At 72.3% G+C, this 23,449-nt stretch carries 19 protein-coding genes; 10 read left to right on the top strand and 9 right to left on the bottom strand.

Annotated features, from left to right (window positions below):
- Positions 1-19 precede the first annotated feature (19 nt).
- From C9F11_RS28870 to C9F11_RS28890, 5 genes are all read left to right on the top strand, one after another.
- Positions 20-1,099 (top strand): hypothetical protein, encoded by a 1,080-nt coding sequence (locus C9F11_RS28870; RefSeq protein ID WP_138962003.1) that lies wholly within the window; start codon positions 20-22, stop codon positions 1,097-1,099.
- 26 nt (positions 1,100-1,125) lie between these two features.
- Complete coding sequence (locus C9F11_RS28875; RefSeq protein ID WP_138962004.1) at positions 1,126-2,220, top strand: hypothetical protein; 1,095 nt, start codon at positions 1,126-1,128, stop codon at positions 2,218-2,220.
- A 180-nt stretch (positions 2,221-2,400) separates the two neighbouring features.
- On the top strand, positions 2,401-3,654 hold the full coding sequence (locus tag C9F11_RS28880) for a PD40 domain-containing protein (protein WP_138962005.1): 1,254 nt from the start codon (positions 2,401-2,403) through the stop codon (positions 3,652-3,654).
- Between the two features lie 309 nt (positions 3,655-3,963).
- On the top strand, positions 3,964-5,571 hold the full coding sequence (gene cimA, locus C9F11_RS28885) for a citramalate synthase (protein WP_138962006.1): 1,608 nt from the start codon (positions 3,964-3,966) through the stop codon (positions 5,569-5,571).
- A gap of 42 nt (positions 5,572-5,613) precedes the next feature.
- Positions 5,614-6,942, top strand: a complete 1,329-nt coding sequence (locus tag C9F11_RS28890) for a hypothetical protein (RefSeq protein WP_138962007.1) — start codon at positions 5,614-5,616, stop codon at positions 6,940-6,942.
- Positions 6,943-7,014: 72 nt separating this feature from the next.
- Here C9F11_RS28890 and C9F11_RS28895 read toward each other — a convergent pair whose 3' ends face one another.
- A complete protein-coding gene (locus C9F11_RS28895; protein WP_138962008.1) occupies positions 7,015-7,626 on the bottom strand; it encodes a YceI family protein in 612 nt (203 codons plus the stop codon).
- 352 nt (positions 7,627-7,978) lie between these two features.
- On the opposite strand from C9F11_RS28895, the gene C9F11_RS28900 reads away from it, so the two are divergent.
- From C9F11_RS28900 to C9F11_RS28915, 4 genes are all read left to right on the top strand, one after another.
- Entirely contained in the window at positions 7,979-8,506 is a 528-nt protein-coding gene (locus tag C9F11_RS28900) for a toxin-antitoxin system HicB family antitoxin (protein WP_138962009.1), read from the top strand.
- Positions 8,507-8,593: 87 nt separating this feature from the next.
- Complete coding sequence (locus C9F11_RS28905) at positions 8,594-9,433, top strand: DUF4097 family beta strand repeat-containing protein (RefSeq protein WP_138962010.1); 840 nt, start codon at positions 8,594-8,596, stop codon at positions 9,431-9,433.
- Positions 9,434-9,774: 341 nt separating this feature from the next.
- Positions 9,775-11,367 (top strand): acyl-CoA carboxylase subunit beta, encoded by a 1,593-nt coding sequence (locus C9F11_RS28910; protein WP_138962011.1) that lies wholly within the window; start codon positions 9,775-9,777, stop codon positions 11,365-11,367.
- 43 nt (positions 11,368-11,410) lie between these two features.
- On the top strand, positions 11,411-11,608 hold the full coding sequence (locus C9F11_RS28915; protein WP_138962012.1) for an acyl-CoA carboxylase subunit epsilon: 198 nt from the start codon (positions 11,411-11,413) through the stop codon (positions 11,606-11,608).
- 93 nt (positions 11,609-11,701) lie between these two features.
- Here C9F11_RS28915 and C9F11_RS28920 read toward each other — a convergent pair whose 3' ends face one another.
- The 8 genes from C9F11_RS28920 to C9F11_RS28955 all read right to left on the bottom strand — a co-directional run bounded on the left by C9F11_RS28920 (position 11,702) and on the right by C9F11_RS28955 (position 22,579).
- Positions 11,702-12,286: an ATP/GTP-binding protein gene (locus C9F11_RS28920; protein WP_030361923.1), complete on the bottom strand. Its 585-nt coding sequence runs from the start codon at positions 12,284-12,286 to the stop codon at positions 11,702-11,704.
- The gene (locus C9F11_RS28925) at positions 12,267-12,935 is read right to left on the bottom strand and encodes a DUF742 domain-containing protein (RefSeq protein WP_138962013.1); all 669 of its coding nucleotides are present in this window, start codon (positions 12,933-12,935) and stop codon (positions 12,267-12,269) included. Before C9F11_RS28925 ends, C9F11_RS28920 begins: the two co-directional genes overlap by 20 nt.
- A gap of 62 nt (positions 12,936-12,997) precedes the next feature.
- On the bottom strand, positions 12,998-13,411 hold the full coding sequence (locus tag C9F11_RS28930) for a roadblock/LC7 domain-containing protein (RefSeq protein WP_030676106.1): 414 nt from the start codon (positions 13,409-13,411) through the stop codon (positions 12,998-13,000).
- 10 nt (positions 13,412-13,421) lie between these two features.
- A complete protein-coding gene (locus C9F11_RS28935) occupies positions 13,422-16,709 on the bottom strand; it encodes a nitrate- and nitrite sensing domain-containing protein (RefSeq protein WP_138962014.1) in 3,288 nt (1,095 codons plus the stop codon).
- A gap of 341 nt (positions 16,710-17,050) precedes the next feature.
- Entirely contained in the window at positions 17,051-17,653 is a 603-nt protein-coding gene (locus C9F11_RS28940; protein WP_138962015.1) for an ATP/GTP-binding protein, read from the bottom strand.
- On the bottom strand, positions 17,634-18,038 hold the full coding sequence (locus C9F11_RS28945) for a DUF742 domain-containing protein (RefSeq protein WP_138962016.1): 405 nt from the start codon (positions 18,036-18,038) through the stop codon (positions 17,634-17,636). Before C9F11_RS28945 ends, C9F11_RS28940 begins: the two co-directional genes overlap by 20 nt.
- 158 nt (positions 18,039-18,196) lie before the next feature.
- The gene (locus tag C9F11_RS28950; RefSeq protein ID WP_030676095.1) at positions 18,197-18,610 is read right to left on the bottom strand and encodes a roadblock/LC7 domain-containing protein; all 414 of its coding nucleotides are present in this window, start codon (positions 18,608-18,610) and stop codon (positions 18,197-18,199) included.
- Positions 18,611-18,619: 9 nt separating this feature from the next.
- Positions 18,620-22,579, bottom strand: coding sequence for a nitrate- and nitrite sensing domain-containing protein (locus C9F11_RS28955; RefSeq protein WP_138962017.1), 3,960 nt, complete (start codon positions 22,577-22,579; stop codon positions 18,620-18,622).
- A 571-nt stretch (positions 22,580-23,150) separates the two neighbouring features.
- On the opposite strand from C9F11_RS28955, the gene C9F11_RS47555 reads away from it, so the two are divergent.
- Positions 23,151-23,321 (top strand): hypothetical protein, encoded by a 171-nt coding sequence (locus tag C9F11_RS47555; protein ID WP_171075868.1) that lies wholly within the window; start codon positions 23,151-23,153, stop codon positions 23,319-23,321.
- Positions 23,322-23,449 lie beyond the last annotated feature (128 nt).

Genomic DNA, 23,449 nt, shown 5'->3' on the forward strand with positions numbered 1-23,449 from the left:
CGACCGCTCAGGAGAACCGGTGAGACACCGCCCCACGACAGCCCTGCTGAGCGCGGCCCTCGTTGCCGTGCTCGGCGCGACCCCCGCTGACGCCGCCCCGCGGGCACCCCGCACCGAACGCGTCAGCACCGCGGGCGACGGCGGCCAGCTCGACGGGCCCTCCGGCGACGCCGCGCTCAGCGGCGACGGCCGCCGCGTCGCGTTCGTGACGCGGGCGCCGGGCCTCGGCTGCGCCCGGTACCTGCCCTGCCTGAAGGTCAAGGACCTGGCCACCGGCGCCCTGACCGGCATCGACCTCGGCGGCGGCCACCTCTACAGCTCGCCCCTGCTCAGCGCCGACGGCACCCGCGTCGCCTTCACGGCGGGCACGCGGTTCACGGCGCCCTACCTCCACGACACCGCCACCGGCACCACGAGGCGCCTGTGGCCCGAGAACCCGCCCGGCTCCAACGAACTGGGCGCCGTGCGGTCGCTGAGCCCCGACGGCACGCACGTCGCGTACACCATCGGCAACCGCCACGGCACCCAGGGCTCCCGGCTCCTGTACGTCCGCTCCACCGCCACCGGCGCCGACGAGCTGATCTCGCCCGCGGAGGAGGGCTGGAAGGGCGCGGCGTCCGTGAACGGCGACGGCACCCGCGTCGCCTACCAGGTCGGCGGCTACAGCGAGGGCCCCGAGGACACGGCGGACGTGTTCCTCAAGACGCGCGGCACGGGCGAGCGCGTCCAGCTCGACACCGGCCTCGGCACGGCCGAACTGGTCCGGATCAGCGCCGACGGCCACCGGGTCCTCTTCAACGCCCGGGGCGGTCTCTACGTCCACGACGCGCGCACCGGCACCACCGCGCGCGTCGCCGAGGGCCGCGCCAGGTCGGCCACCGCGTGCGCCCGGCACGTCGTGCTCTCCCGGGCCGACGGCCTGCACCTGCTCGACCCGCGCACCGGCCGCGACACGGCCGTCGGCCCGCCCGACGCCCAGGCGGGCGGCGGCGCGGTGGCAGCCGGGGGCCGCGCGGTCACGTTCGGTTCGGCCGCGCCCGACCTCGTCCCCGGCGACACCAACGGCGAGGCCGACGTCTTCGTACGCCACACCCGATGACCCGACCGACCCGAGGGGAACGCCCCATGCGCGGACGCACCACACGCGGCCTGGCGGCGGCGGCACTCGCCGCCGCGCTCGGCACGACGACACCGTCGGCAGCGGCGGCCGACGCGCGGCCGGGCGGGCCGCTCACCGAACGCGTGAGCACGGCGAGCGACGGGGCGCAGCTGGAGCGGGCGTCGCAGCACGCGGCCATCAGCGACGACGGACGGTACGTGGCGTTCGCCACGAAGACGTCGGTGCCCGAGGGCTTCCCGGGCTGCGAGCAGCAGACGTACGTGTGCCTCGCCGTGAAGGACCGGGACACCGGCAGGCTCACCCGGATCGTGCACGGCGGCGGATTCGACTGGGGCCCGCCCGTGCTCAGCGGCGACGGCCGCTACGTCGGCTACACCGAGGGCACCAAGGGCCCGTCGGCCCGCGTCGACGACCTGGCGACGGGCCGGAGCACCCCCGTGGCCTCGGCCGCCCGGATCCAGGACATCACGCCCGACGGCCGGTACGTCCTCTACACCTCCGGCGACGACCGCTTCGTCACCGACCGGTACGTCTCCGTTCGGGACATGGCCACCGGCACCGCGGAACGGGTCGAGGGCGACGCGACCACCACCCGCTTCGGCGCCGCCTCGCTCAGCGCGGACGGCAGGTTCGTGGCCTACCAGAAGAAGGGCTCCGGGCCCGAGGGCGACGACGTCCTCGTCGAGGACCGCGCCACCGGCACCACCGTGCGGGCCGACGAGGGACTCGGGGACAGCGACGGGCAGTTCGTCCGGATCAGCGGGGACGGCCGCCGCGTCCTGTTCGCCGCCGCGGGCAGGACGTACGCGTACGACGTGCGCGGGGGCACGGCCCGGCAGGTCGCCGACACGCCCGCGCGGTCCGCCGACCGGGACGCCCGGTTCGCCGTCCTGCCCCAGGAGGGCACCGGCGGCGAGCGGCTCGTCCTGCTGGACGTCCGCACGGGCCGCCGCACGGCGCTCGCTCCCGGCGAGACCCGCGCCGGGGCGGTCACCGTGACCTCCGGCGGCCGCGCGGCCGTCTTCACGTCGACGGCCTCCGACCTGGTGCCGGGCGACACCAACGGCACGTCCGACGTGTTCGTGCGCCGCCTCCGCTGACGTCCGATCCGGTGAGGGGGACGTGAACGGCGTGTCGGACGTGCCCCCGCGCGCCCCCGGGGCGAACAGTCGTGTCGGCAACCATCCGTGCCCGTACGGCAGTCCTTACCGACGCCGGCGCCGCATCCGACTGCACGGTGCGCCGGATCCGCACCACTCACCACACGGGGGAACCGAACCATGCGCCACAGCACCCAGCGCGCCGCCCTGGCCGCCGCGGCCGTCGTCGCGGCGGTCACGGCGACCGCCCTGCCCGCGGCCTCCGCGGCGCCCGCCGCGCCCCGCACGGCCGGCGTGAGCGTCACGCCCGGCGGCACGGCGGGCAACGCGGCCGCCTCGACCGCGGTGATCAGCCGCGACGGCAAGGTCGTCGCCTTCGACTCGGAGGCGAGCGACCTGGTGGCCGGTGACACCAACGGCCGCTCCGACGTGTTCGTCCGCACCCTGGCCACCGGACGCACGGAGCGCGTCGCCCTCCCGGGCCGCCAGCTCCGCAGCCCCTCGCTCAGCGGCGACGGCCGCTACGTCGCCGTCATCACCGCCCCGGCCGACGACTACGGCGCGTCCGACGTCCGCCTGTACGACCGCAGGACGAAGAAGTTCCAGCGCCTCGACGTGGAGCTGCCGGACGGCTTCGACGGCAGGGGCGCGGGCACCGTCGCCCTCACCCCGAACGCCCGCTACGCCGTCTTCGACACCCGCAAGCGCGAGGGCTCCGACGGCCAGGTCGTGTTCCTGCGCGACCGCGAGAAGAAGACCACGGAGCGCATCAGCCACCCCAACCCCGGCTGGGAGCCGCGCTCCGCGCACACCCCGACGGTCAGCGACGACGGCCGCGAGGTCGTCTACGCGCACAACTACACCAACGGCCCGCGGGGCGACGACTGGAGCGACGTCTGGCTGCGCGACCGCACCACCGGGCGCCTGACGCAGATCGACCGCTCCCACGACGGCTCCACGACCGAGAAGGAGTCCCTCGAACCGTCCCTCAGCGGCGACGGCCGCACGGTCGTCTTCGAGTCCCGCGACACCCACCTCGTGCCGCACGACGACGACAAGGCCTGGAACGTCTTCGTCCACGACCTCGCCACCGGCAAGAACCGGCGTGTCCACGGCACCCAGGGCGGCCCCGGCGCGGCCTACACCCGCGCCCCCGCCATCAGCGCCGACGGCCGCCGCCTCACCTATATGACGGAGGTGCGGGAGCCCGGCAGCCAGTACGGCACCGAACAGCCCGTCTACGTACGGGACCTGAAGACCGGCAGGACCGCCCTCGTCACCCCCGACGCCACCGGCGGCACCGCCTCGGCCAAGGCGGTCCCGGGCGCGATCTCGGCGAACGGCAAGCGCGTCGCGTTCCTGTCGGCGGACGCGGGCCTGCTGCCGGGCGACACGAACGACGGCTACGACGCGTTCGTGCGCTACCTCGGCTGACGGCGGCGCCGCGCCTGCACGGTCGCCCGCATGGTGAGACGACCGTTCAGGCGCGGCTCGGGGTGTGGCAGGCTGCCCCCATGCTTACCGCCGTGATTATGGGCAGCAGGCGCGCCGGTCCGCAGTGACCGCGCCCGTACGGACCGTACGGGGCGGCACCGTCCTCGACCCGCGCGCAGACCTCTCGCACCCGCGAGGGGTCTTTTCGTTTTCCGGCCCACCCCAGCCGGAGGAACAGGGCGCGAGGGATCATGAGGGTGGTGGAGCCGGTCATCCGGTAGACCGAGATCCGACACAGGAGCCAGAGAGATGACGACGGAAACCAGCAGCCCCGACGATTCGTTCCACGTGTTCGACACCACGCTGCGCGACGGCGCGCAGCGCGAGGGCATCAATCTGACCGTCGCGGACAAGCTGACCATCGCCCGGCATCTGGACGACTTCGGCGTGGGCTTCATCGAGGGCGGCTGGCCCGGCGCCAACCCGCGCGACACCGAGTTCTTCGCCCGCGCCAAGGAAGAGGTCACCTTCAAGAACGCGCAGCTCGTCGCGTTCGGCGCCACCCGTCGCGCGGGCGGCAGAGCCGCCGAGGACCCCCAGGTCAAGGCGCTCCTCGAGTCCGGCGCCCCGGTGATCACGCTGGTCGCCAAGGCGCACGACCGGCACGTCGAACTCGCCCTGCGCACCACGCTCGACGAGAACGTGGAGATGGTCCGCGACACCGTCTCCCACCTGCGCGGGCAGGGCCGCCGCGTCTTCGTCGACTGCGAGCACTTCTTCGACGGCTACCGTGCCAACCCCGAGTACGCGAAGGCGGTCGTGCGGGCCGCGCACGAGGCGGGCGCGGACGTCGTGGTCCTGTGCGACACCAACGGCGGCATGCTCCCCGCCCAGGTGCAGGCCGTCGTCGCCACCGTCCTCGCCGACACCGGCGCCCGGCTCGGCATCCACGCCCAGGACGACACCGGCTGCGCGGTCGCCAACACCCTCGCCGCCGTCGACGCGGGCGCCACCCACGTCCAGTGCACCGCCAACGGCTACGGCGAGCGCGTCGGCAACGCCAACCTCTTCCCGGTCGTCGCCGCCCTGGAGCTGAAGTACGGCAAACAGGTCCTGCCCGAGGGCGCGCTGCGCGAGATGACCCGCGTCTCGCACGCCATCGCCGAGGTCGTGAACCTCACCCCGGCCACCCACCAGCCCTACGTCGGCGTCTCGGCCTTCGCGCACAAGGCGGGCCTGCACGCCTCCGCGATCAAGGTCGACCCGGACCTCTACCAGCACATCGACCCCGAGCTCGTCGGCAACCGCATCCGCATGCTGGTCTCCGACATGGCGGGCCGCGCCTCCATCGAGCTCAAGGGCAAGGAGCTGGGCGTCGACCTGGGCGGCGACCGCGAACTGGTCGGCCGCGTCGTGGAGCGCGTCAAGGAGCGCGAGCTCAAGGGCTACACGTACGAGGCGGCGGACGCCTCCTTCGAGCTGCTCCTGCGGGCGGAGGCCGAGGGGCGCGCGCGGCGCTACTTCCGCACCGAGTCCTGGCGCGCGATCGTCGAGGACCGGCCCGACGGCTCGCACGCCAACGAGGCCACCGTGAAGGTGTGGGCCAAGGGCGAGCGCATCGTGGCGACGGCGGAGGGCAACGGCCCCGTCAACGCCCTCGACCGGGCCCTGCGCGTCGGCCTGGAGCGGATGTACCCGGAGCTGGCCAAGCTGGAGCTGGTGGACTACAAAGTCCGCATCCTGGAGGGCAAGCACGGCACGTCCTCCACCACCCGCGTACTCATCTCCACCACGGACGGCGACGGCGAGTGGTCGACCGTCGGCGTCGCGGACAACGTGATCGCCGCGTCCTGGCAGGCGCTGGAGGACGCGGTCACCTACGGCCTGCTCAGGGCCGGGGTCGAGCCCGTCGAGTAGCCGCGGGGGCACGTTCGCGCCCGGCCTGGGTTAGCGTGAAGTATGAGGCCGACCAGGCAGGCGGCGTCGCGGCTGACCGTCATCCTGTCCGGACTGCTCCTGGCCCTGGGCGCCACGCTCGCGCCCGCGGCCCGGGCCGCCACGGACGTCACGACGGTGGCCGACGCCTTGCGCGAGAACCCGGTGTACGTCGACGGGGCGGCGGCGTCCCAGCTCTCCCGCACCGACGCCGACGCCCTCGCCGACAAGATCAAGAAGGCCGACAAGCCGGTCTTCGTCGCCGTGCTCCCGGAGTCGTTCCCGAAGCAGGACCTGTTCCGGAACCTGCGGACGGCGACGGGAGTCACGGGCGTGTACGCGATCCGTCTCGGCGACGCCTTCGACGCGAAGGCCGACAGCGCGGCCCTGTCGCGCGACGCCGTGCGGAACCTGACCTCGCTCGTCCGGGGCGAGCCCGCGCCACAGCAGCTCGACGAGTTCGTGGACCGCGCCATCGCCCAGACGTCGGGCAGCGCGCCCGCCTCCTGGGGCGCCACGGGCGGCGGCGACGGCGCGCCCGTCGGGGTGCTGATCGGCGTCGGCGCGGTGGTCGTCGCGGGCGGCGCGGGCGCCTACGCGGTGGCCCGGAGCCGCCGCCGCAAGCGCGCGGAGGAGGAGCGCGCGGCCCTGGAGAAGCTGCGCGTCGTCGTCGACGAGGACATCACCGCCTTCGGCGAGGAGCTGGACCGGCTCGACTTCCACCCCGCGGAGGCCGGTGCCGACGACGCCATGCGCGCCGACTACGAGCGCGCGCTCGACGCGTACGAGAAGGCGAAGTCCTTCATGGCCGCGGCCGAGCGGCCCGAGCAGGTCCGGGCCGTCACCCAGGCCCTGGAGGACGGCCGCTTCTCGCTCGCCCTGCTCGCCGCGCGCCGCGAGGGCCGCACGCTGCCCGAGCGGCGGCCGCCGTGCTTCTTCGACCCCCGGCACGGGCCCTCCGTGAAGGACGCCGAGTGGACCCCCGCGGGCGGTGCGCCCCGCGAGGTGCCGGTGTGCGCGGCCGACGCGGTGCGCCTCGCCGACGGCGAGGCGCCCATGACCCGCACGGTCACCACCGACACCGGCGACCGCCGCCCCTACTGGGAGGCGGGCCCGGCCTACGGCCCCTGGGCGGGCGGCTACTTCGGCGGCGGCCTGCTCCCCGGCCTGCTGGTCGGCACCCTGCTCGGCTCGGCCCTGTCGTCCCCGGCGTACGCCGCGGCGGCGGGCGTCCCGGCGGCCGACGGCGGCGACGTCACGGGCGCGGACTTCGACGCGGGCGACTTCGGCGGCGGTGACTTCGGGGGCGGCGGGGACTTCGGCGGGGGCGGCGACTTCGGCGGCGGCTTCTAGGGCCGCCCGGTCGGACGGACCCCCGGGACCGGCCGGGGCGGCGAAGGCCGCCCACCGGCTCCGGACGGGTCGTTACGAGGCGCTCTTGATCGCCGAGATGTCGAAGGTGAGCTTGATCTTGTCGGAGACCAGCACGCCACCCGTCTCCAGGGCCGCGTTCCACGTCAGGCCCCACTCCGAGCGCAGCAGCTGGGCCTTGCCCTCGAAGCCGACGCGCTGGTTGCCGAACGGGTCCGTGGCCGCCCCGTTGAACTCCAGGTCGATGGTGAGCGGCCGGGTGGTGCCGAGGATGGTCAGGTCGCCGGTGACGCGGTAGTCGTCGCCGCCGAGCGCCTCGGCCCCGGTGGAGCGGAAGGTCATCTTCGGGAACTCCTCGGTCTTGAAGAAGTCCGCGCTCTTGAGGTGGCCGTCACGGTCCGCGTTGCCGGTGTCGATGCTGTCCATCGTCACGTCGATGACGGCCGTCGACTTGGCCGGGTCGGTGCCGTCGAGGTGCAGCGAGCCGGTGAAGTCGAGGAAGGAACCCTTGACGTTCGTGACCATCGCGTGGCGGGCGACGAAGCCGATGCTGCTGTGCGCGGGGTCCAGCTCGTAGTCACCGGTCAGCGCGGCGAGTTCAGGGCTGACGGCGGCGGGGGCGGCGGCGGGGGTGTCGTTGTCGTTCTTGCGGCCGAAGAGTCCCATGACGTGCTCCTTGGGGGGCGGGCTGCGGATCACGGGGAAGACGCAACCATGAGCGGTTTAATGTTCAACAACATTGACTGTAGCGCTGATCGGTTCAATCTTCAACTGTGATCACCGCGTGGTGGCTCGATTACGCCAGGTGTGGGCGCGTGGGGGAGTGGTGCCATGCATGGCGCCACGAGGAGGGGAGGGTGCGCCGCCCTACGGGGCGTGCGGGGCGTTCGCCGTCATGGTGACGGGAGGGGTGGCGAAGGCGAAAGGGGTGGCCCGACCTGCCGAGGGGGCGAGAATCCGAGCGGCGGGGGCGCAGGGGGAACTTGCCATGGCGCCATTGTGGTGCCATAGTGATGCCATGAATCTCACGCCGTATGTCGACCAACTCCGTCAGGAGCTCGCGGTCGCCGCCGAGGCCGGTGGTGAGGAGGCTCGCGCGGTCGCCGAGCGCCTGATCGCCCCGCTCGAGTCGGCCACCCGGCTCACGTTGCTGAACGTGCTGTCCGCGGCCATGGACGAGGTTACCCGAGACCTCGCTCCCGGCTCGGTCGACGTGCGCCTGCGTGGGGGCGACCCGGACTTCGTGGTGACGCCGCCGCCCCTGACCGACGCGTTCGAGGCGCCGGTCATGGAGGCGCCCGTGACGCGCTCCGCGCCCGCCCCCGCGCCCGTGCCCGAGGCCGAGGAGGGCGGCACCGCCCGCATCAACCTCCGACTGCCGATGCACCTCAAGTCCCAGGCCGAGGAGGCCGCCGCCGCCGAGAGCCTGTCGGTCAACGCCTGGCTGGTCCGCACCGTCGCCGAGGCCCTCAGGCCCAGCGAGGGCCCGCAGCCCCTCGCGCGCGGCGAGGGCGTGGGGAACAGCTTCACCGGCTGGGCCCGCTAGGGCCCGCTCCCCGCCCGGCCCGGACCGCCGCGTCCGGGCCGCTCCGCCGCATCCACCAGGACCGGGACCACGACGACGAGGACAGCCATGCCAACCTTCGACACCGCCAAGCCCATCAACGCCTCAGTGACCATCGAGAGCGGGACGGTGCGGATCATCGCGGGCGACCGCGCCGAGACCGTCGTCGACGTGCGTCCGACCAGCGAGACGCGCGCCGCCGACGTCCGCGCCGCCGAGCGGACCCGGGTGGAGTACACCACCGGCAGGCTCCTGGTGAAGGGCCCCAAGGAGCGCTCCCTCTTCGGCAGGGGCTCCTCGGTCGACGTGGAGGTCATGCTGCCCGAGGGCTCGGACGTGCACGTCACCACCTCCATGGCCGACTGCACCGTCGAGGGCCGCCTGGGCGAGTGCGAGGTCAAGACGTCCATGGGCGAGATCCGGGTCGTCCGGGCGGCCTCGGTGCGCCTCGACACCGGCCACGGCCGGGTCTACGTGGATCGGACGGACGGCCAGGCCGACGTCACCACGGCCTCCGGCGAGGTGCGGCTCGGCACGATCGGCGGCGCGGCCGTCGTCAAGAACTCCAACGGGTCGACCGAGATCGGCGAGGTCGTCGGCGAGCTGCGGGTCCGCTCCGCCAACGGGGCCATCGTCGTGACCCGGGCCCGCGCCGACGTCACCGCGAGGACCGCGACCGGCGCCATCGAGATCGGCGAGGTGACGCGCGGCACCGCCGTCCTGGAGACCGGCACCGGCAGGGTCGACATCGGCATCAGCGAGGGCACCGCCGCCTGGCTCGACGTCCAGACCAAGTACGGGTCCGTGCGGCAGTCGCTCGGCTCGTCGGCGGGTCCGGGCGACTCCGGGGAGACCGTGAAGGTGCGCGCGCGCACGGGCCTCGGCGACATCGTGATCCACCGCGCCTGAGACCCGCCGGGAGGCCCGGAGCGGGCCGTCCGGCCCCGCTCCCCGCTGGCTGGAATCGCGGCGGGGCGTTGTCGGCCCCTGCCAATTCCACCCCGCTCCGGGGGCCCGCGCCATCCCGCGCCGGATGTGAGGGCTCCGCCCGGAATCACTCATTCCGGGGCTGGAATGTGATCCGAGTCTCATTGGCCACCTTGTGGAATCCCTACAGCCGGATGGGGCCCTGAGCAGTGGCTTCGCCTGCACCGCACAAAACTTCTGTCCGGGGGTGCCAGGAAAACGGTCCCGAGACTGTTCAGAGTCGACGGTCCGTTTTCGCGCGTGTACTTCGTAAGGTCGAGAGCATGACCGTTTTGGACGAAGCTGGATCTTCAGCGGGTGAGCCCACCGACGCGCGGGGCCGAGTGGCCGAATTGGCCGGGATCCGCGCGCAGGCCCTGGCGGGACCGAGCGAGAAGGCGACCGAGGCCCAGCACGCCAAGGGCAAGCTGACGGCACGCGAGCGGATCGCGCTTCTCCTCGACGAGGGTTCGTTCCAGGAGGTCGAGCAGCTGCGCCGGCACCGGGCGACCGGCTTCGGCCTGGAGGCGAAGAAGCCCTACACCGACGGCGTCATCACCGGCTGGGGCACCGTCGAGGGCCGCACGGTCTTCGTGTACGCCCACGACTTCCGGATCTTCGGAGGCGCCCTCGGCGAGGCGCACGCCACGAAGATCCACAAGATCATGGACATGGCCATCGCGGCGGGCGCGCCCCTGGTCTCCCTCAACGACGGCGCGGGCGCCCGCATCCAGGAGGGCGTCTCCGCCCTCGCGGGCTACGGCGGCATCTTCCAGCGCAACACCAAGGCCTCCGGCGTCATCCCGCAGATCAGCGTGATGCTCGGCCCGTGCGCGGGCGGCGCGGCGTACAGCCCCGCCCTCACCGACTTCGTCTTCATGGTCCGCGACACCTCGCAGATGTTCATCACCGGGCCCGACGTGGTCCGCGCGGTGACCGGCGAGGAGATCTCCCAGAACGGCCTGGGCGGCGCCGACGTGCACGCCGAGACCTCCGGCGTCTGCCACTTCGCGTACGACGACGAGGAGACCTGCCTCGCCGAGGTGCGCTACCTCATCGCGATGCTGCCGCAGAACAACCGCGAGAACCCGCCCGTCGCCGCCTGCGACGACCCGGCCGACCGCCGCTCCGACGTGCTGCTCGACCTGGTCCCCGCCGACGGGAACCGGCCGTACGACATGACGAAGGTCATCGAGGAGCTCGTCGACGACGGCGACTACCTGGAGGTCCACGAGCGCTGGGCGCGCAACATCATCTGCGCCCTGGCCCGCCTCGACGGCCAGGTCGTCGGCATCGTCGCCAACCAGCCGCAGACCCTCGCGGGCGTCCTCGACATCGAGGCCTCCGAAAAGGCCGCGCGCTTCGTCCAGATGTGCGACGCCTTCAACATTCCGATCGTCACCCTGCTCGACGTGCCCGGCTTCCTGCCCGGCGTCGACCAGGAGCACGGCGGCATCATCCGCCACGGCGCGAAGCTCCTGTACGCGTACTGCAACGCGACCGTGCCCCGCATCTCCCTCATCCTGCGCAAGGCGTACGGCGGCGCGTACATCGTGATGGACAGCCAGTCCATCGGCGCCGACCTCACCTACGCCTGGCCGACGAACGAGATCGCGGTCATGGGCGCCGAGGGCGCGGCCAACGTCATCTTCCGCCGCCAGATCGCCGCCGCCGAGGACCCCGAGGCCATGCGCGCCCGCATGGTCAAGGAGTACAAGGCCGAGCTGATGCACCCGTACTACGCCGCCGAGCGCGGGCTCGTCGACGACGTGATCGACCCGGCCGAGACCCGGTCCGTGCTGATCAACTCGCTCGCGATGCTGCGCAACAAGCACGCCGATCTGCCGTCGCGCAAGCACGGCAATCCGCCGCAGTAGCGCCGCGCCGCCCCTTCGCCTTCCCACAAGGAGAACGCCGCACATGACTACTCCCGACATCCGCGTCGAGAAGGGCCACGCCGAGCCCGAAGAGGTCGCCGCCCTCACGGCGATCCTGCTGGCCCGGGCCGCCGCTCAGCCCGCCGCGGTCCCCTCCGTGGGCTTCGGCCGCGACAAGGCCGGGTGGCGCCGCCTGGAGCGCACGCCGGGCTTCCGCGCCCCGCACAGCTGGCAGGGCTGAGCCCCGCCGCTCGCCTTCCGCGGCACGGCCGCACAACGCCCGTGGGCCCCGTACTCGCTCGAGTACGGGGCCCACGGGCGTTGGTGCGGGGGCCTAGCGGAGGCGGGCCATCAGGGCGTGCTCGACCAGGGTGATCAGCGCGGACTTCGCGTCGGCGCGGTGGCGCGCGTCCGTGGTGATGATGGGCGTGTCCGGGCCGATCTGCAGGGCCTCGCGGACCTCGTCCGGGGTGTAGGGCTGGTGCCCGTCGAAGCCGTTGAGGGCGATGACGAAGGGCAGCCCTGAGTTCTCGAAGTAGTCGACGGCGGGGAAGCAGTCGGCGAGCCGCCTCGTGTCGACCAGGACGACCGCTCCGATGGCGCCGCGCACCAGGTCGTCCCACATGAACCAGAAGCGGTCCTGGCCCGGGGTGCCGAAGAGATACAGGATCAGATCCTGGTCGAGCGTGATGCGGCCGAAGTCCATGGCGACCGTCGTGGTCGTCTTGTCGCCGGTGTGCGTCAGGTCGTCGATGCCTGCCGACGCGGACGTCATCACGGCTTCGGTGCGCAGCGGGTTGATCTCCGAGACGGCTCCGACGAATGTGGTCTTGCCCACACCGAAGCCGCCCGCCACCACGATTTTCGCGCTGGTGGTGGAGCGGGCTGTTGCTCCTCCGCTAGAGCTTGCGAAGTCCACTGAGCACCCTTTCGAGCAGTGTCACGTCTGGCTGACCGCCGGCGGACTCGTCCCCGCCGGGCTGATGGATGGCGACGAGACCGGCCTCCGCCAGGTCGGCGACGAGGATCCGGGCTACGCCGAGGGGGATGGAGAGCAGTGCCGAGATCTCGGCGACCGACTTGATCTCGCGGCACAGGTTGCAGATGCGCTGATGCTCGGGCAACTGGCCCTGCAACTGATGCGGTTGTGCGGTGGTGTGCACCAGCGCCTCGATGGCGAGCTGGTACCGCGGCCTGGTGCGGCCGCCGGTCATGGCGTACGGACGCACCAGCGGGTTGGCGGCCGCGGGCGCCGGCTCGGGGGCGCGGCGCTGCGACGGCGCGGGCTGGATGCGCGGCGCGTACGGCCGCTGCTGGTCGTACGCGCCCGGGGCGGGCTGGTGGTACGGACCCGGCTGTTCGTACGCGCCCGGGGCGGGCTGGTCGTACGGGCCGGGCTGCCGGTACTGCGGCTGGCGGCGGTGGCTGGGCGCGGAGGGGAAGTTGTACCGGTTCTGCGAACCGTCACCCTGGCCCTGGCCACGGCCCGAAGGCCAGTTGGCCGAAGACGAACCGTCTGGGGGTGTTGCAGCCACGTACTCCTCCTCCGAAACTGTGCCCGGCGCCATCGCTGTGGAGCCGCGTCCCGAAACCTTACGGCCCCGGGACGCGAATACGCACCGTCTGTCTGTTAGTTGAGCAAGCTCCCCTGAAGCTCCGCGCGCAGGTCCGGAGTGAGGACCGTCCCGGCGCGGTCGACGAGAAGTGCCATCTCGTACCCAATGAGACCGATGTCCGCTTCTGGGTGGGCGAGTACGGCAAGGGAGGACCCGTCGGAGATGGACATGATGAAGAGAAATCCTCGCTCCATCTCCACAACGGTCTGGGTCACCGAGCCGCCCTCGAAGATCCGGGAGGCCCCGGCCGTGAGGGAGGTGAGACCCGACGCGACCGCGGCGAGCTGATCGGCTCGGTCGCGCGGGAAACCTTCGGACATCGCCAGAAGGAGTCCGTCGGCGGAGACCACCACGGTGTGGGACACCCCGGGGGTGTTCTCCACGAAGTTGGTGATCAACCAGTTCAGGTTCTGCGCCGCCTGGCTCATCGGGCTCACACTAACGCTCCTGGTTGTAGGTGCTATCAGGGCTGAAGCCCTGGCCATTCGTGTCACTGCCCGCGCTGCGGCCCCGCTGGACGCCGCGGCGCAGATTGCTCAGCCTGCCGCGTACTTCCTCGGGGTCGCGGGAGACCTGGGGGCCGCCCTGCGGGGTCTGCTCCGCCGTGCCCTCGACCAGGTTGGCCTTGGGCACCCGCCGCGGAAGACCGGACGGGGTGACCCCGCCCGCCTTGGGCTCCCGCAGCTGCTCGGCGCGGTGCCAGCGCTCGTCGTTGGCCGTGCGCCAGCTGTCCGGCTCGCCGTTCGGGCTCTCGCCCTCGCGGCCCTCTTCGCCCGGTGCGGCGGGGGCGCTTCCGTTGCCGTTCGCCGCGGTGCTGCCCCGGCGCGGCAGGCCCGCGTCGGTCAGCTCGTGACTGGTCGAGGGGGCCGTCTGGGCAGGTCCCGGACGGTCGAAGCCTACGTGCTCCCGCTCGGCCGCGGCAGCCGTCGGAGCCGATTCCGCTTCGGGAGCGTACTCGCCCTGGTAGGGCTCCTGGTAGCTGTCACGCAGCGGCCAGTCGTCCTGGTGGGAGCGTTCCGGGTAGGTGGCGAAGGGCTCCTGCTTGCCCCCCGCGGCGGCCTCGTGGCCGCCCTGACCGGGCTCCGCATACGCGCCGTCCGGGTAGCCGTCCTGCGTCGTGTAGTACGCGTCGTCGTACGCGGCCTGTGCGGGCTGCGCGGACTGGCCCTGCTCGTACGTCGGCTGTCCGTCGTAGCCGGTGTCGTAACCGCCCTGGCCCTGGTCGTAGCCGGACGCCTGCGCGCCGTCGTACGCCTGCTGGGGGTCGTACTGCGCCTCGTAACCGGTCCGGGGCGTCTCGTACGCGCCGTGCTCCTGGTACGCCTGGGGCTGCTCGTACGCCTCCTGGCCACCTTGTGTCTCTTCGGGGTACGGCGGGCGGCCGGACTGGGCCTGTGCCTCCAGGGCCGCGCGGCGCTCCTCGCGGATCAGGGAACGGCCCACCGGGTCGAGTTGGCCGCCCTGCCCCTCGGCGCCCTCGCCGTGGTAGGCGGTGTCGTCAAAGCCCAGCTCGGCGGCCGTGCGCAGCGGCTCGGCCGCCTGCGCCTGCTGCTCGGGGATGATCGAGGAGACCGTGAACTCGTTGTCCTGCGGGTGGAGTTCGCCGCCGCCACCGTGCGTGATGATCTCCGGGAGCATGACGAGCGAGGTGGTGCCCGCCTGCTCGCCCGAGGGGCGCAGCTGGACCCGGATGCCGTGCCGGTCCGACAGGCGGCCGACCACGAACAGGCCCATGCGCTGCGAGATCGCGGCGTCCACGGTCGGCGGGTTGGCGAGCCGGTGGTTGATGTCCGCGAAGTCCTCGGCGGTCAGGCCGATGCCCTTGTCGTGGATCTCGACCATCACGCGGCCGTCGGGGAGACGGGTCGCGGTGACCCTGACCTTGGTCTGCGGCGAGGAGAACGTGGTGGCGTTCTCCAGGAGCTCGGCGAGCAGGTGCACGAGGTCGGTCACGGCCAGGCCGTGGATCTCGGCCTCGGGGACGCCCGACAGCTCGATGCGCTCGTACTGCTCCACCTCGGAGGAGGCGGCGCGCAGCACGTCCACGAGCGGCACCGGCTGGTCCCAGCGGCGGCCCGGCTCCTCGCCGGACAGGACGAGGAGGTTCTCGCCGTTGCGCCGCATGCGGGTCGCCAGGTGGTCCAGGCGGAAGAGGCTCTCCAGCTGGTCCGGGTCGGCCTCGTTGTTCTCCAGGTCGGTGATGAGGGTCAGCTGGCCCTCGATCAGCGACTGGTTGCGGCGCGAGAGGTTGGTGAAGATCGCGTTGATGTTGCCGCGCAGCAGGGCCTGCTCGGAGGCGAGCCGGACGGCCTCGCGGTGCACCTGGTCGAAGGCGCGGGCGATCTCGCCGATCTCGTCCGTGGTGGTGATCGGGATCGGCTGGACACGGGTGTCCACGCGGCCCGGGTCGGTGCGCGAGAGCTGGTCGACCAGCATCGGCAGGCGCTGCTCGGCGATGCCGAAGGCGGCCGTGCGCAGGGAGCGCATCGAGCGGCTCATCTGGCGGGCCATGAGCCCGGCGAGGAAGAACGCGGCGAGCAGGGCGACCACGACGGCGGCACCGGTGATGAAGGCGTCGGTCTTGGCGTCGTCGGCGATGCCGGAGGCCTCGTTCACGGCCTTGTCGGTGAGGTCCGCCTCGATGGTGCGGTACGCGCCGAACTTGGCGGTGGTGGCCGCCCACAGCACCTTGCTGTCGACGCCCTTGCCCGCGAGCGCGACCCGGGAGCTCGGCCGGGTGTCCGGCATGCCCAGGATGAGCTCCAGCATCTTCTCGCCCTGCGGCGGCGGAACGAACTTCTTGCCCGCCGCGCGCGCCTCGGCGGCGCTCTGCTCGGCCTGCTTCGCGGCGTCGGCGATCAGCCGCTTCCTGGCCTCCTCCAGCTTCCGCACGTCCGAGGGCGTGCCGCCGCCGGTGTACTCCTCGATGGCGATGCGCTCGAGGTAGGCGTACGAGGAGAAGGAGACCTTCTGCTTGGTGAAGTCGCCCTGGGTCGGGCCCGGCTTCTCCAGGAGGTGGGTGCCGATGGAGCGCTGGAGCGAGAGCGCGGCCTTGGCCAGGGACACCGCGTAGACGGTGCGGCCGTAGGAGGTGATGTTGCCGGTGCCGAGGCCGAGTTCGTTGGCGAACTCCATCAGCGGGTGCTGGATGGCGACGTAGCCCTCTTCGGTGCGCACACCGGGCAGCTTGCTGGTGTACGCGGCCTGGCGCAGGCCCTCCAGCTTGGGCTCCACCTTCTTGAAGGTCGCGAGCCGGCGCTCCAGGCCCTCCTTCTTCGGCATGTCCTCGGCGGCGTCGGCGAAGACGGCGGCGGCCCGGTCGGTGGCCTTGCGGGCCTTGGCCACGTCCGGGTCGTTCTTCTTGCCGTCGAGCAGGGGCGCGGCGGAGACGTCGCGCTCCTCGATGAGGCGGTTGCCGTAGTCCAGCGAAGCGCGCACCAGACGGGCCGTGGCCTCGGCGTCGCGGGCTTCGTCCCAGGTGTCGATGGCGCCCTTGACCTGGAAGCCGCCCATGACGAGACCCACGAGCACGGGTATGAGGAGGATCGCGTTGAGGCGGGTCGGTACGCGCCAGTTACGGGGCGAGAGCCGCCCGCCGGAGGCGGGCTGTGGCTCGCCACCGGGTACGTCCGCGGACGGCGACGGCGTCGCCGCTCGCGGGGGCGGGGTGAAGTTGCCCCGCGTGTCCCGTTCCGGGGGTGCGGGGCTCGTCTTGCTTCGCCTCACTCGACCAACAACCTCTCGGCGGCGGCTCCCGCGCTGGTGCCGCTGTCGTCTCCAAAGGCCCGTGCTACTGGGCAGTTCAGCGCATTCCAGCACGTCAGGTGGTGCTCCTCCAAACAGTAGGAGCGAAGCGATCCGAGTGGTGCAGGCCTCAGATAAATCGGTCATAAAGAGCGAGCCCCGCCAAAAGGCGGGGCTCTTGTGAGCACAGTGATACCGGCCGACCGCGATGTGTGGCCGCGTCGGCGGAATTCTCTGTCGAAACGTTATGAACACGGCGGCCGTCCGTGTCAAAGGACACAGATCGTTCCGTGCTTTATACGGCAACTTCCGTATGATCCCGCCTACTTGAGTCGTGCCATGAGCGCATGCTCGACCAGCGTGATCAGGCCACTCTTTGCTTCCGCACGCTGTCGGGCATCTGTCGTGATGATGGGGGTGTCCGGGCCGAGCTGCAGCGCTTCGCGGACTTCGTCCGGGGTGTAGGGCTGCTGGCCGTCGAAGCCGTTGAGGGCGATGACGAAAGGCAGTCCGGAGTTCTCGAAGTAGTCCACAGCGGGAAAACAGTCGGCCAGACGCCGTGTGTCGACCAGAACGATGGCACCGATCGCGCCGCGCACCAGGTCGTCCCACATGAACCAGAAGCGGTCCTGACCCGGGGTGCCGAACAGATACAGGATCAGATCCTGGTCAAGGGTGATGCGGCCGAAATCCATCGCCACCGTGGTGGTGGTCTTGTCACCGGTATGCGTGAGGTCGTCAATACCCGCTGACGCGGACGTCATCACCGCTTCGGTGCGCAGCGGATTGATCTCCGAGACCGCGCCGACGAACGTGGTCTTGCCCACGCCGAAGCCGCCCGCCACCACGATCTTGGCCGACGTGGTGGACCGGCCTGCGGCGGCGGAGTCCGCGAAGCCGCCCGTGCTAGAGCTTGCGAAGTCCACTGAGCACCCTTTCGAGCAGAGTCACGTCTGGCTGGCCACCGGTGCTCTCGTCACCGCCGGGCTGGTGGATCGCGACGAGCCCGGCCTCGGCCAGGTCTGCCACCAGGATGCGGGCGACGCCGAGCGGCATCGAGAGCAGCGCGGACACCTCGGCCACCGACTTGACCTCGCGGCACAGGTGGCAGATCCGCTGGTGCTCGGGGAGCAGCCCCATCAGCTGGGCCGGGTCCGCCGTGGTGCTGACCAGCGCCTCGATGGCGAGCTGGTAGCGGGGCCTGGTCCGGCCACCGGTCATCGCGTACGGGCGCACCAGCGGCTGGTCACCCTCGTAGCCGTATCCGGCTTGGGCGCCGTACGGGTCATGAGAGGCGGTGGGCGGGTTCATGGATCCTCCGGGCGGGACAGCAGTTCGTCTGCGTTCCGTCTGACGTCAGCCTGGTGGGGGCATGAGTGGCGGCCGGACGGTGGGTGGTTGCGTACGGATCGGACGTCCCCGGCCTGTGGGGTGGCCGGGGGCTGCGGCGGGCCTGGCCCGCGCGCCGGCTAGTGCAGCAGGCTGCCCTGGAGCTCGGCGCGCAGGTCCGGGGTGAGGACGGTGCCCGCACGGTCGACGAGCAGCGCCATCTCGTACCCGACGAGGCCGATGTCGCACTCCGGGTGCGCGAGCACGGCCAGGGACGAGCCGTCGGAGATGGACATGAGGAACAGGAAGCCGCGCTCCATCTCCACGACGGTCTGCGTGACCGCCCCGCCCTCGAAGATCCGGGAGGCCCCGGCGGTGAGGGAGGTCAGGCCGGAGGCGACGGCCGCGAGCTGGTCGGCGCGGTCGCGCGGAAAGCCCTCGGACATCGCGAGAAGCAGGCCGTCGGCGGAGACCACGACCGTGTGGGACACCCCGGGGGTGTTCTCCACGAAGTTGGTGATCAACCAGTTCAGGTTCTGTGCCGCCTGGCTCATCGGACTCAACTAACGCTCCTGCTGGTGAGTGGGGAAACTGCCGGTCTGGCCGGTACCGGCCTGGCGACCCTGCTGGATGCCCCGACGGAGATTGGTCAGCCGGCCGCGCACTTCTTCGGGCGCGCGCGAGACCTGCGGACCCGAGCTGTCCTGCGCCTGCTGTGCGGTGCCCGCCACGAGGTTCGCCCGTGGCACGCGGCGCGGGAGGCCGGAGGTGGTGACGCCGCCCGCGGAGGGCTGCCGGACGCGCTCGGCCTGGCGGCCCAGCTCGTCGTTCGGCGTGGCGCGCCAAGCGGTGTTGCCGGTGGTGCTGTTCGGGTTCTGCTGGTGCTGCGCGTTCTGCTGGTTCTGGGGTGCGCCCGGGCCGCTCTGGCCCGGCTGGGCGTGCTGCTGTCCCTGCGGGCCCGGGGCCTGGAAGCCGCCCGGGCGCTGGGACGGCGGCGGGGTCCCCAGGGACTGCTGCGGCGGACGCGCGCCCTGCGGGCGGGAGCCCTGGGGACGCGTGCCGTCGAGCGGGCGCTGCGGCTCGCGCTGCGGGAGCTGCGGCTCCCGGCGGGGGAGCCGGGCTCCGCGCTGCGGAAGCTGCTGGGCCTGCTGAGGCTGCTGGGCCTGCGGCGCACCGGTGTCCGGGCGGTGGCCGCCCGGCTCCTGGCCGCGCTGCGGCAGCTCGGGGCGGTGGCCCTGCTCGGCCCGGCGGTCGCGCTCGGCCTGCTGGCGCTCCTGCTCGGCCCGGGCCTGGCGCTCCTGCTCGGCACGCTCCTGCTGGGCCCGCTGCTGCTGTTCGGCCTGCGCCTGCGCCTGCTGCGAGAACCAGTTGGTCTCCAGCGTGTCGTAGAGCGGCGTACGGCCGTCCAGCGGACCGGACGCGGGCGGCAGGGCCTCCGGCTCGGTCTGCTGCGGCTCGGGCGCCTGCGGGAGCTGGGCCTGGGGGCGCTGCGCCTGCTGCCCGCCCTGGTCCAGATCGGCGTGCGGGGCCTGCTCGCGGCGGGGCGCGGGCGGACGCGGCACCGCGAACTCGCCGGTGGCGTGCGGCGACTGGCCCGCCTGCGGGGCCTGGGGCGCCTGCGGGGCCGGGCCCGCAGGGCCGCCGAAGACGTCGGAGCGCACGAACTCGCCGGTGGTGCCGCTCTGGGCGTCGCCCTGCGTGCCGGGCGGCGGCCCGTCGAAGTCGGGGCGGTCGAACTGCGCGGTCGAGCCCGGGCCCTGGAGGTCGTCGGCGAGGCCCGCGGGGTGGGCGAACTGGCCGGTGGACTCGGGCTCCTCGTGGCCGCGCGGAGCGTCGAAGGGCTCGCGCGAGACCTGCGGCTGCGCGTTCTCGTCGCTCCAGCTGGGCACGCGGGGCTGCTGCGGGCTGCCACCGGGCAGCTCGGCCCGCGGCCCGCCGCGCGGCGGCAGCTGCGGCCTGCGGTCCTGCTCACCCGGGCCGGAGCCCGCGCCGGACCCGACGGCCTGACCCGCGTCGTTCGTACGCTGCTGGGGCACCGGAGGCTGCGGCATGCTGCCCGCCCCGGAGCGGTTGCCGCCCTGGCCCTGGCCGAAGACGCCGGGACCGCCCGCGAGGCCGCCCGGCGCCACCGGGGAACCGGCCGACGGCGCGCCCTGGCCGTTGCCGCGCGAGGGCAGCGCCGCCCGCGGGCCCGAGCCCGCGACCTGGCCGCGCTGCGCACCGGCGGCGGGGCCGACCTGGTTGTTCTGGCGGGCGCGGGCCGCGCCGCTCAGACCGGCCGCCACACCGCCACCGCGGCGCGCGGCGGCGGCACCCGCGGCGGCCTGGGCCGCGGCGGGACCGCCGGTCGGCGCCGGGGCGCCGGGCTGGCCCGGGCCCTTCTTGCCGCCCTGGGCGACGTCGACGGGCAGCATGACGAGCGCGGTCGTACCGCCGGAGTCCGAGGGCCGCAGCTGGATGCGGATGCCGTGGCGCTGCGAGAGGCGGCCGACCACGAACAGACCCATGCGGCGGGAGACGGAGACGTCCACGGTGGGCGGCGACGCGAGCCGCTCGTTGATCGCGGCGAGGTCCTCGGGGGAGAGGCCGATGCCGGTGTCGTGGATCTCGATGAGCACGCGGCCGTCGGGCAGCGCGTGACCGGTCACCTTGACCTTGGTCTGCGGCGAGGAGAACGAGGTCGCGTTCTCGAGCAGCTCGGCGAGGAGGTGCACGAGGTCGTTGACGACGCGGCCCGCGACGTCGGTGGCGGGCACCGAGGACAGCTCGATGCGCTCGTACTGCTCCACCTCGGAGGCGGCGGCACGCAGGACGTCGACGAGCGGCACGGGCCGCGTCCAGCGGCGGCCGGGCTCCTCACCGGCGAGCACGAGGAGGTTCTCGCCGTTACGGCGCATGCGGGTCGCGAGGTGGTCGAGCTTGAACAGCGACGACAGCTGGTCCGGGTCGGCCTCGCGGGACTCCAGCTCGGAGATGAGCGAGAGCTGGCGCTGGATGAGGCCCTGGGAGCGGCGCGAGAGGTTGGTGAACATCGCGTTGACGTTGCCCCGCAGGAGGGCCTGCTCGGCGGCGAGGCGGACGGCCTCGCGGTGCACGTCGTCGAAGGCCGCGGCCACCTGGCCGATCTCGTCCCGGGAGTGCACACCGACGGACTCCACGGACGTGTCGACGTCCTGCGGGTCGGACTCGGAGAGCTGCTTGACCAGCTCGGGCAGGCGGTCCTGGGCGACCTTGGTGGCGGTGTCCTGGAGCCGGCGCAGCGAGCGGATCATGGACCGGGCCACGACGAAGGCGCCGACGAGCGAGACGCCGAGCACCAGCAGGATGAGCGCACCGTTGAGGATCGCCTGCTGCTCGGACTCGTTCCGCAGCGAGCGGGCCTTCTGCTCCATCTCGTCGAGCAGCGTCAGCTCGATCTTGCCCATTTCCGAGATCTTGGTGGAGTCGGCGTCCACCCAGTCCTTGTACGAGCGCTTGCCGCGGAGCTTGATGCCGCCCGGCTGTTCGAGCACGCGCTGGGCGTAGGCGTCGGCTCCCTGGATCGTCTGGTTGCCGCGGCTGATGGGGGCGAGCAGCTTCGCGCCGTTGCCGACGTAGATCCGGTTGAAGGACTGGAGTTCGTCCGTCTCCTTCTCCAGCGCCGTGAGGGCGTAGCGGCGGTCGAGGTCGGAGAGCTTGCCGAACTCGCGGTTGTTCGCCGGGAGCGCGGCCGCGATGACGGCCCGCTGCACGGACGCGAACTCCTTGGCGGAGGAGAAGGCCGCCAGGGCGCGGGTGCGCTGGATCATGTCCGGGTTGCTGGTCGCCTGCGCCATGTCCTCGGAGAGCGCGAGGAGCTGCTGGATCAGCTGGCTGTAGCCGTCGACCGTCTGCGAGGACGGGGTGTTCTTCTGGTAGGCGTCCCGGCGGACGTCCTTGATCTTCTGCAGCTGCCGGGTGATCTGGACCGTGTTCTGCCGGATGCCGAGGAAGCCCTTGTCGCCGTCGCTGTCGTCGACGTTCTGGGTGCCCGACAGGAAGTTCTTGTAGGCGCGGTCCGTCTTCTCCCGCACGCTCTTGACGGTGAAGTCGGTGTCGCTGGCGCCGTGCGAGAGGGGGCCCGCCGACTGGTCGCGCTCCTCCTGGAGCGCGACGGCGAGGCGGGTGGCGTCCTCCGTCAGGTCGGTCAGCAGCTTCATGTTGTCGAGCTGCTGGATCTCGTCCATCGACGAGTTGATGCGCAGGGCGCCCAGCGAGGTCGCCGTGATGACGGGGAGGGCGAGGAGCGAGACCAGACGGGTCGAGATGCGCCAGTTGCGCAGGGCTATTCGGGGGCCGGGACCGGGGGGTGTCTTGGAGCCCTTCGCCTTTGTCTCGTCCGCAGGCACACTGCCGCCCGGCGCGCCCGTACGCGCGGCTCCGGGGCCGTCGCCGGACTGTACCGATGCGGGGTTCTGGGCGTGCTGGGCCGAGGAGCCGCGGTCACTTCCGCCGCGCTCCGGCTCCGCCGCAGCGCTGCCATCCCTCTTGAAACGTCCCTGCACTAGCGTCGCAACCTCTGGACCAGGCGTCCTGCCGCGTGGACGGCGGGACGGTGTCGGCGTCTCGGGGCGTCAGGCACCCCATGGTGGTCGTGAGACCGGCGCTGCTCCCCCTTCCCGCCGCCCTCGGCGCTGCGTTGCGCCCCTGTGCGCCGGTTCGATCCCGCGGCGGTCCCGGGAATTCCAGCACAGTGCAGGATCTCCAACAAGGCCCGTGGTCCAGGCCGCTCCTCCCGTGACAGCACGTGAGGACCACGTCACGAGACGTAGAAACTCAAGCCGCCCAAATCGGACTTTCCCGTACGAGACGCGAGGCCGGAGTCGGTGTCCCAGTCTTCATGATCAGGAGCGGAATGAGAGCTTCAGGGGGGCAATGTCCGTTTTCAAGGGCCGTACGGGCAGCCGGAATTGACCCATTTATCCATGCCCTCGTGAGCAAACTCACATGAAGATCATGGCCTCTTCTCGACATTGCGCGGGAATTGCATGTTTAGCCTGACGCTTTACAGGGATGGGGAATCCGACAATCGGCGTCCACTCGGCGGCGCCCCGATCGACAGGGCCAGAACAGCAGATGAAGTCCACGATGATGTTCCGCAACATAGCCAACCCGCGCCGCACCACCCTCGCGCACCTCGAGGACGCCGAAGCCCTGCAGACGGCCCCCGCGCAGCCGGAGCACCCCGTGGACCTCCCCACCCAGACGGCCAACCCGAAGCGCACCATCCTCATGGAAGCGCCGTAGGCGTACAGCCCTCCGGAAGGGGCAGCTCGTCCGGCACGAACGCAGCCCGTCCGGCGACTGAGGACGAGCCGCGAAGCGGCGAAAAGGGGAAGCGGGGCGAAGCCCCATAGACTGGGCCCACCCAGATC

The organism is Streptomyces sp. YIM 121038, assembly GCF_006088715.1.
Lineage (GTDB): Bacteria > Actinomycetota > Actinomycetes > Streptomycetales > Streptomycetaceae > Streptomyces.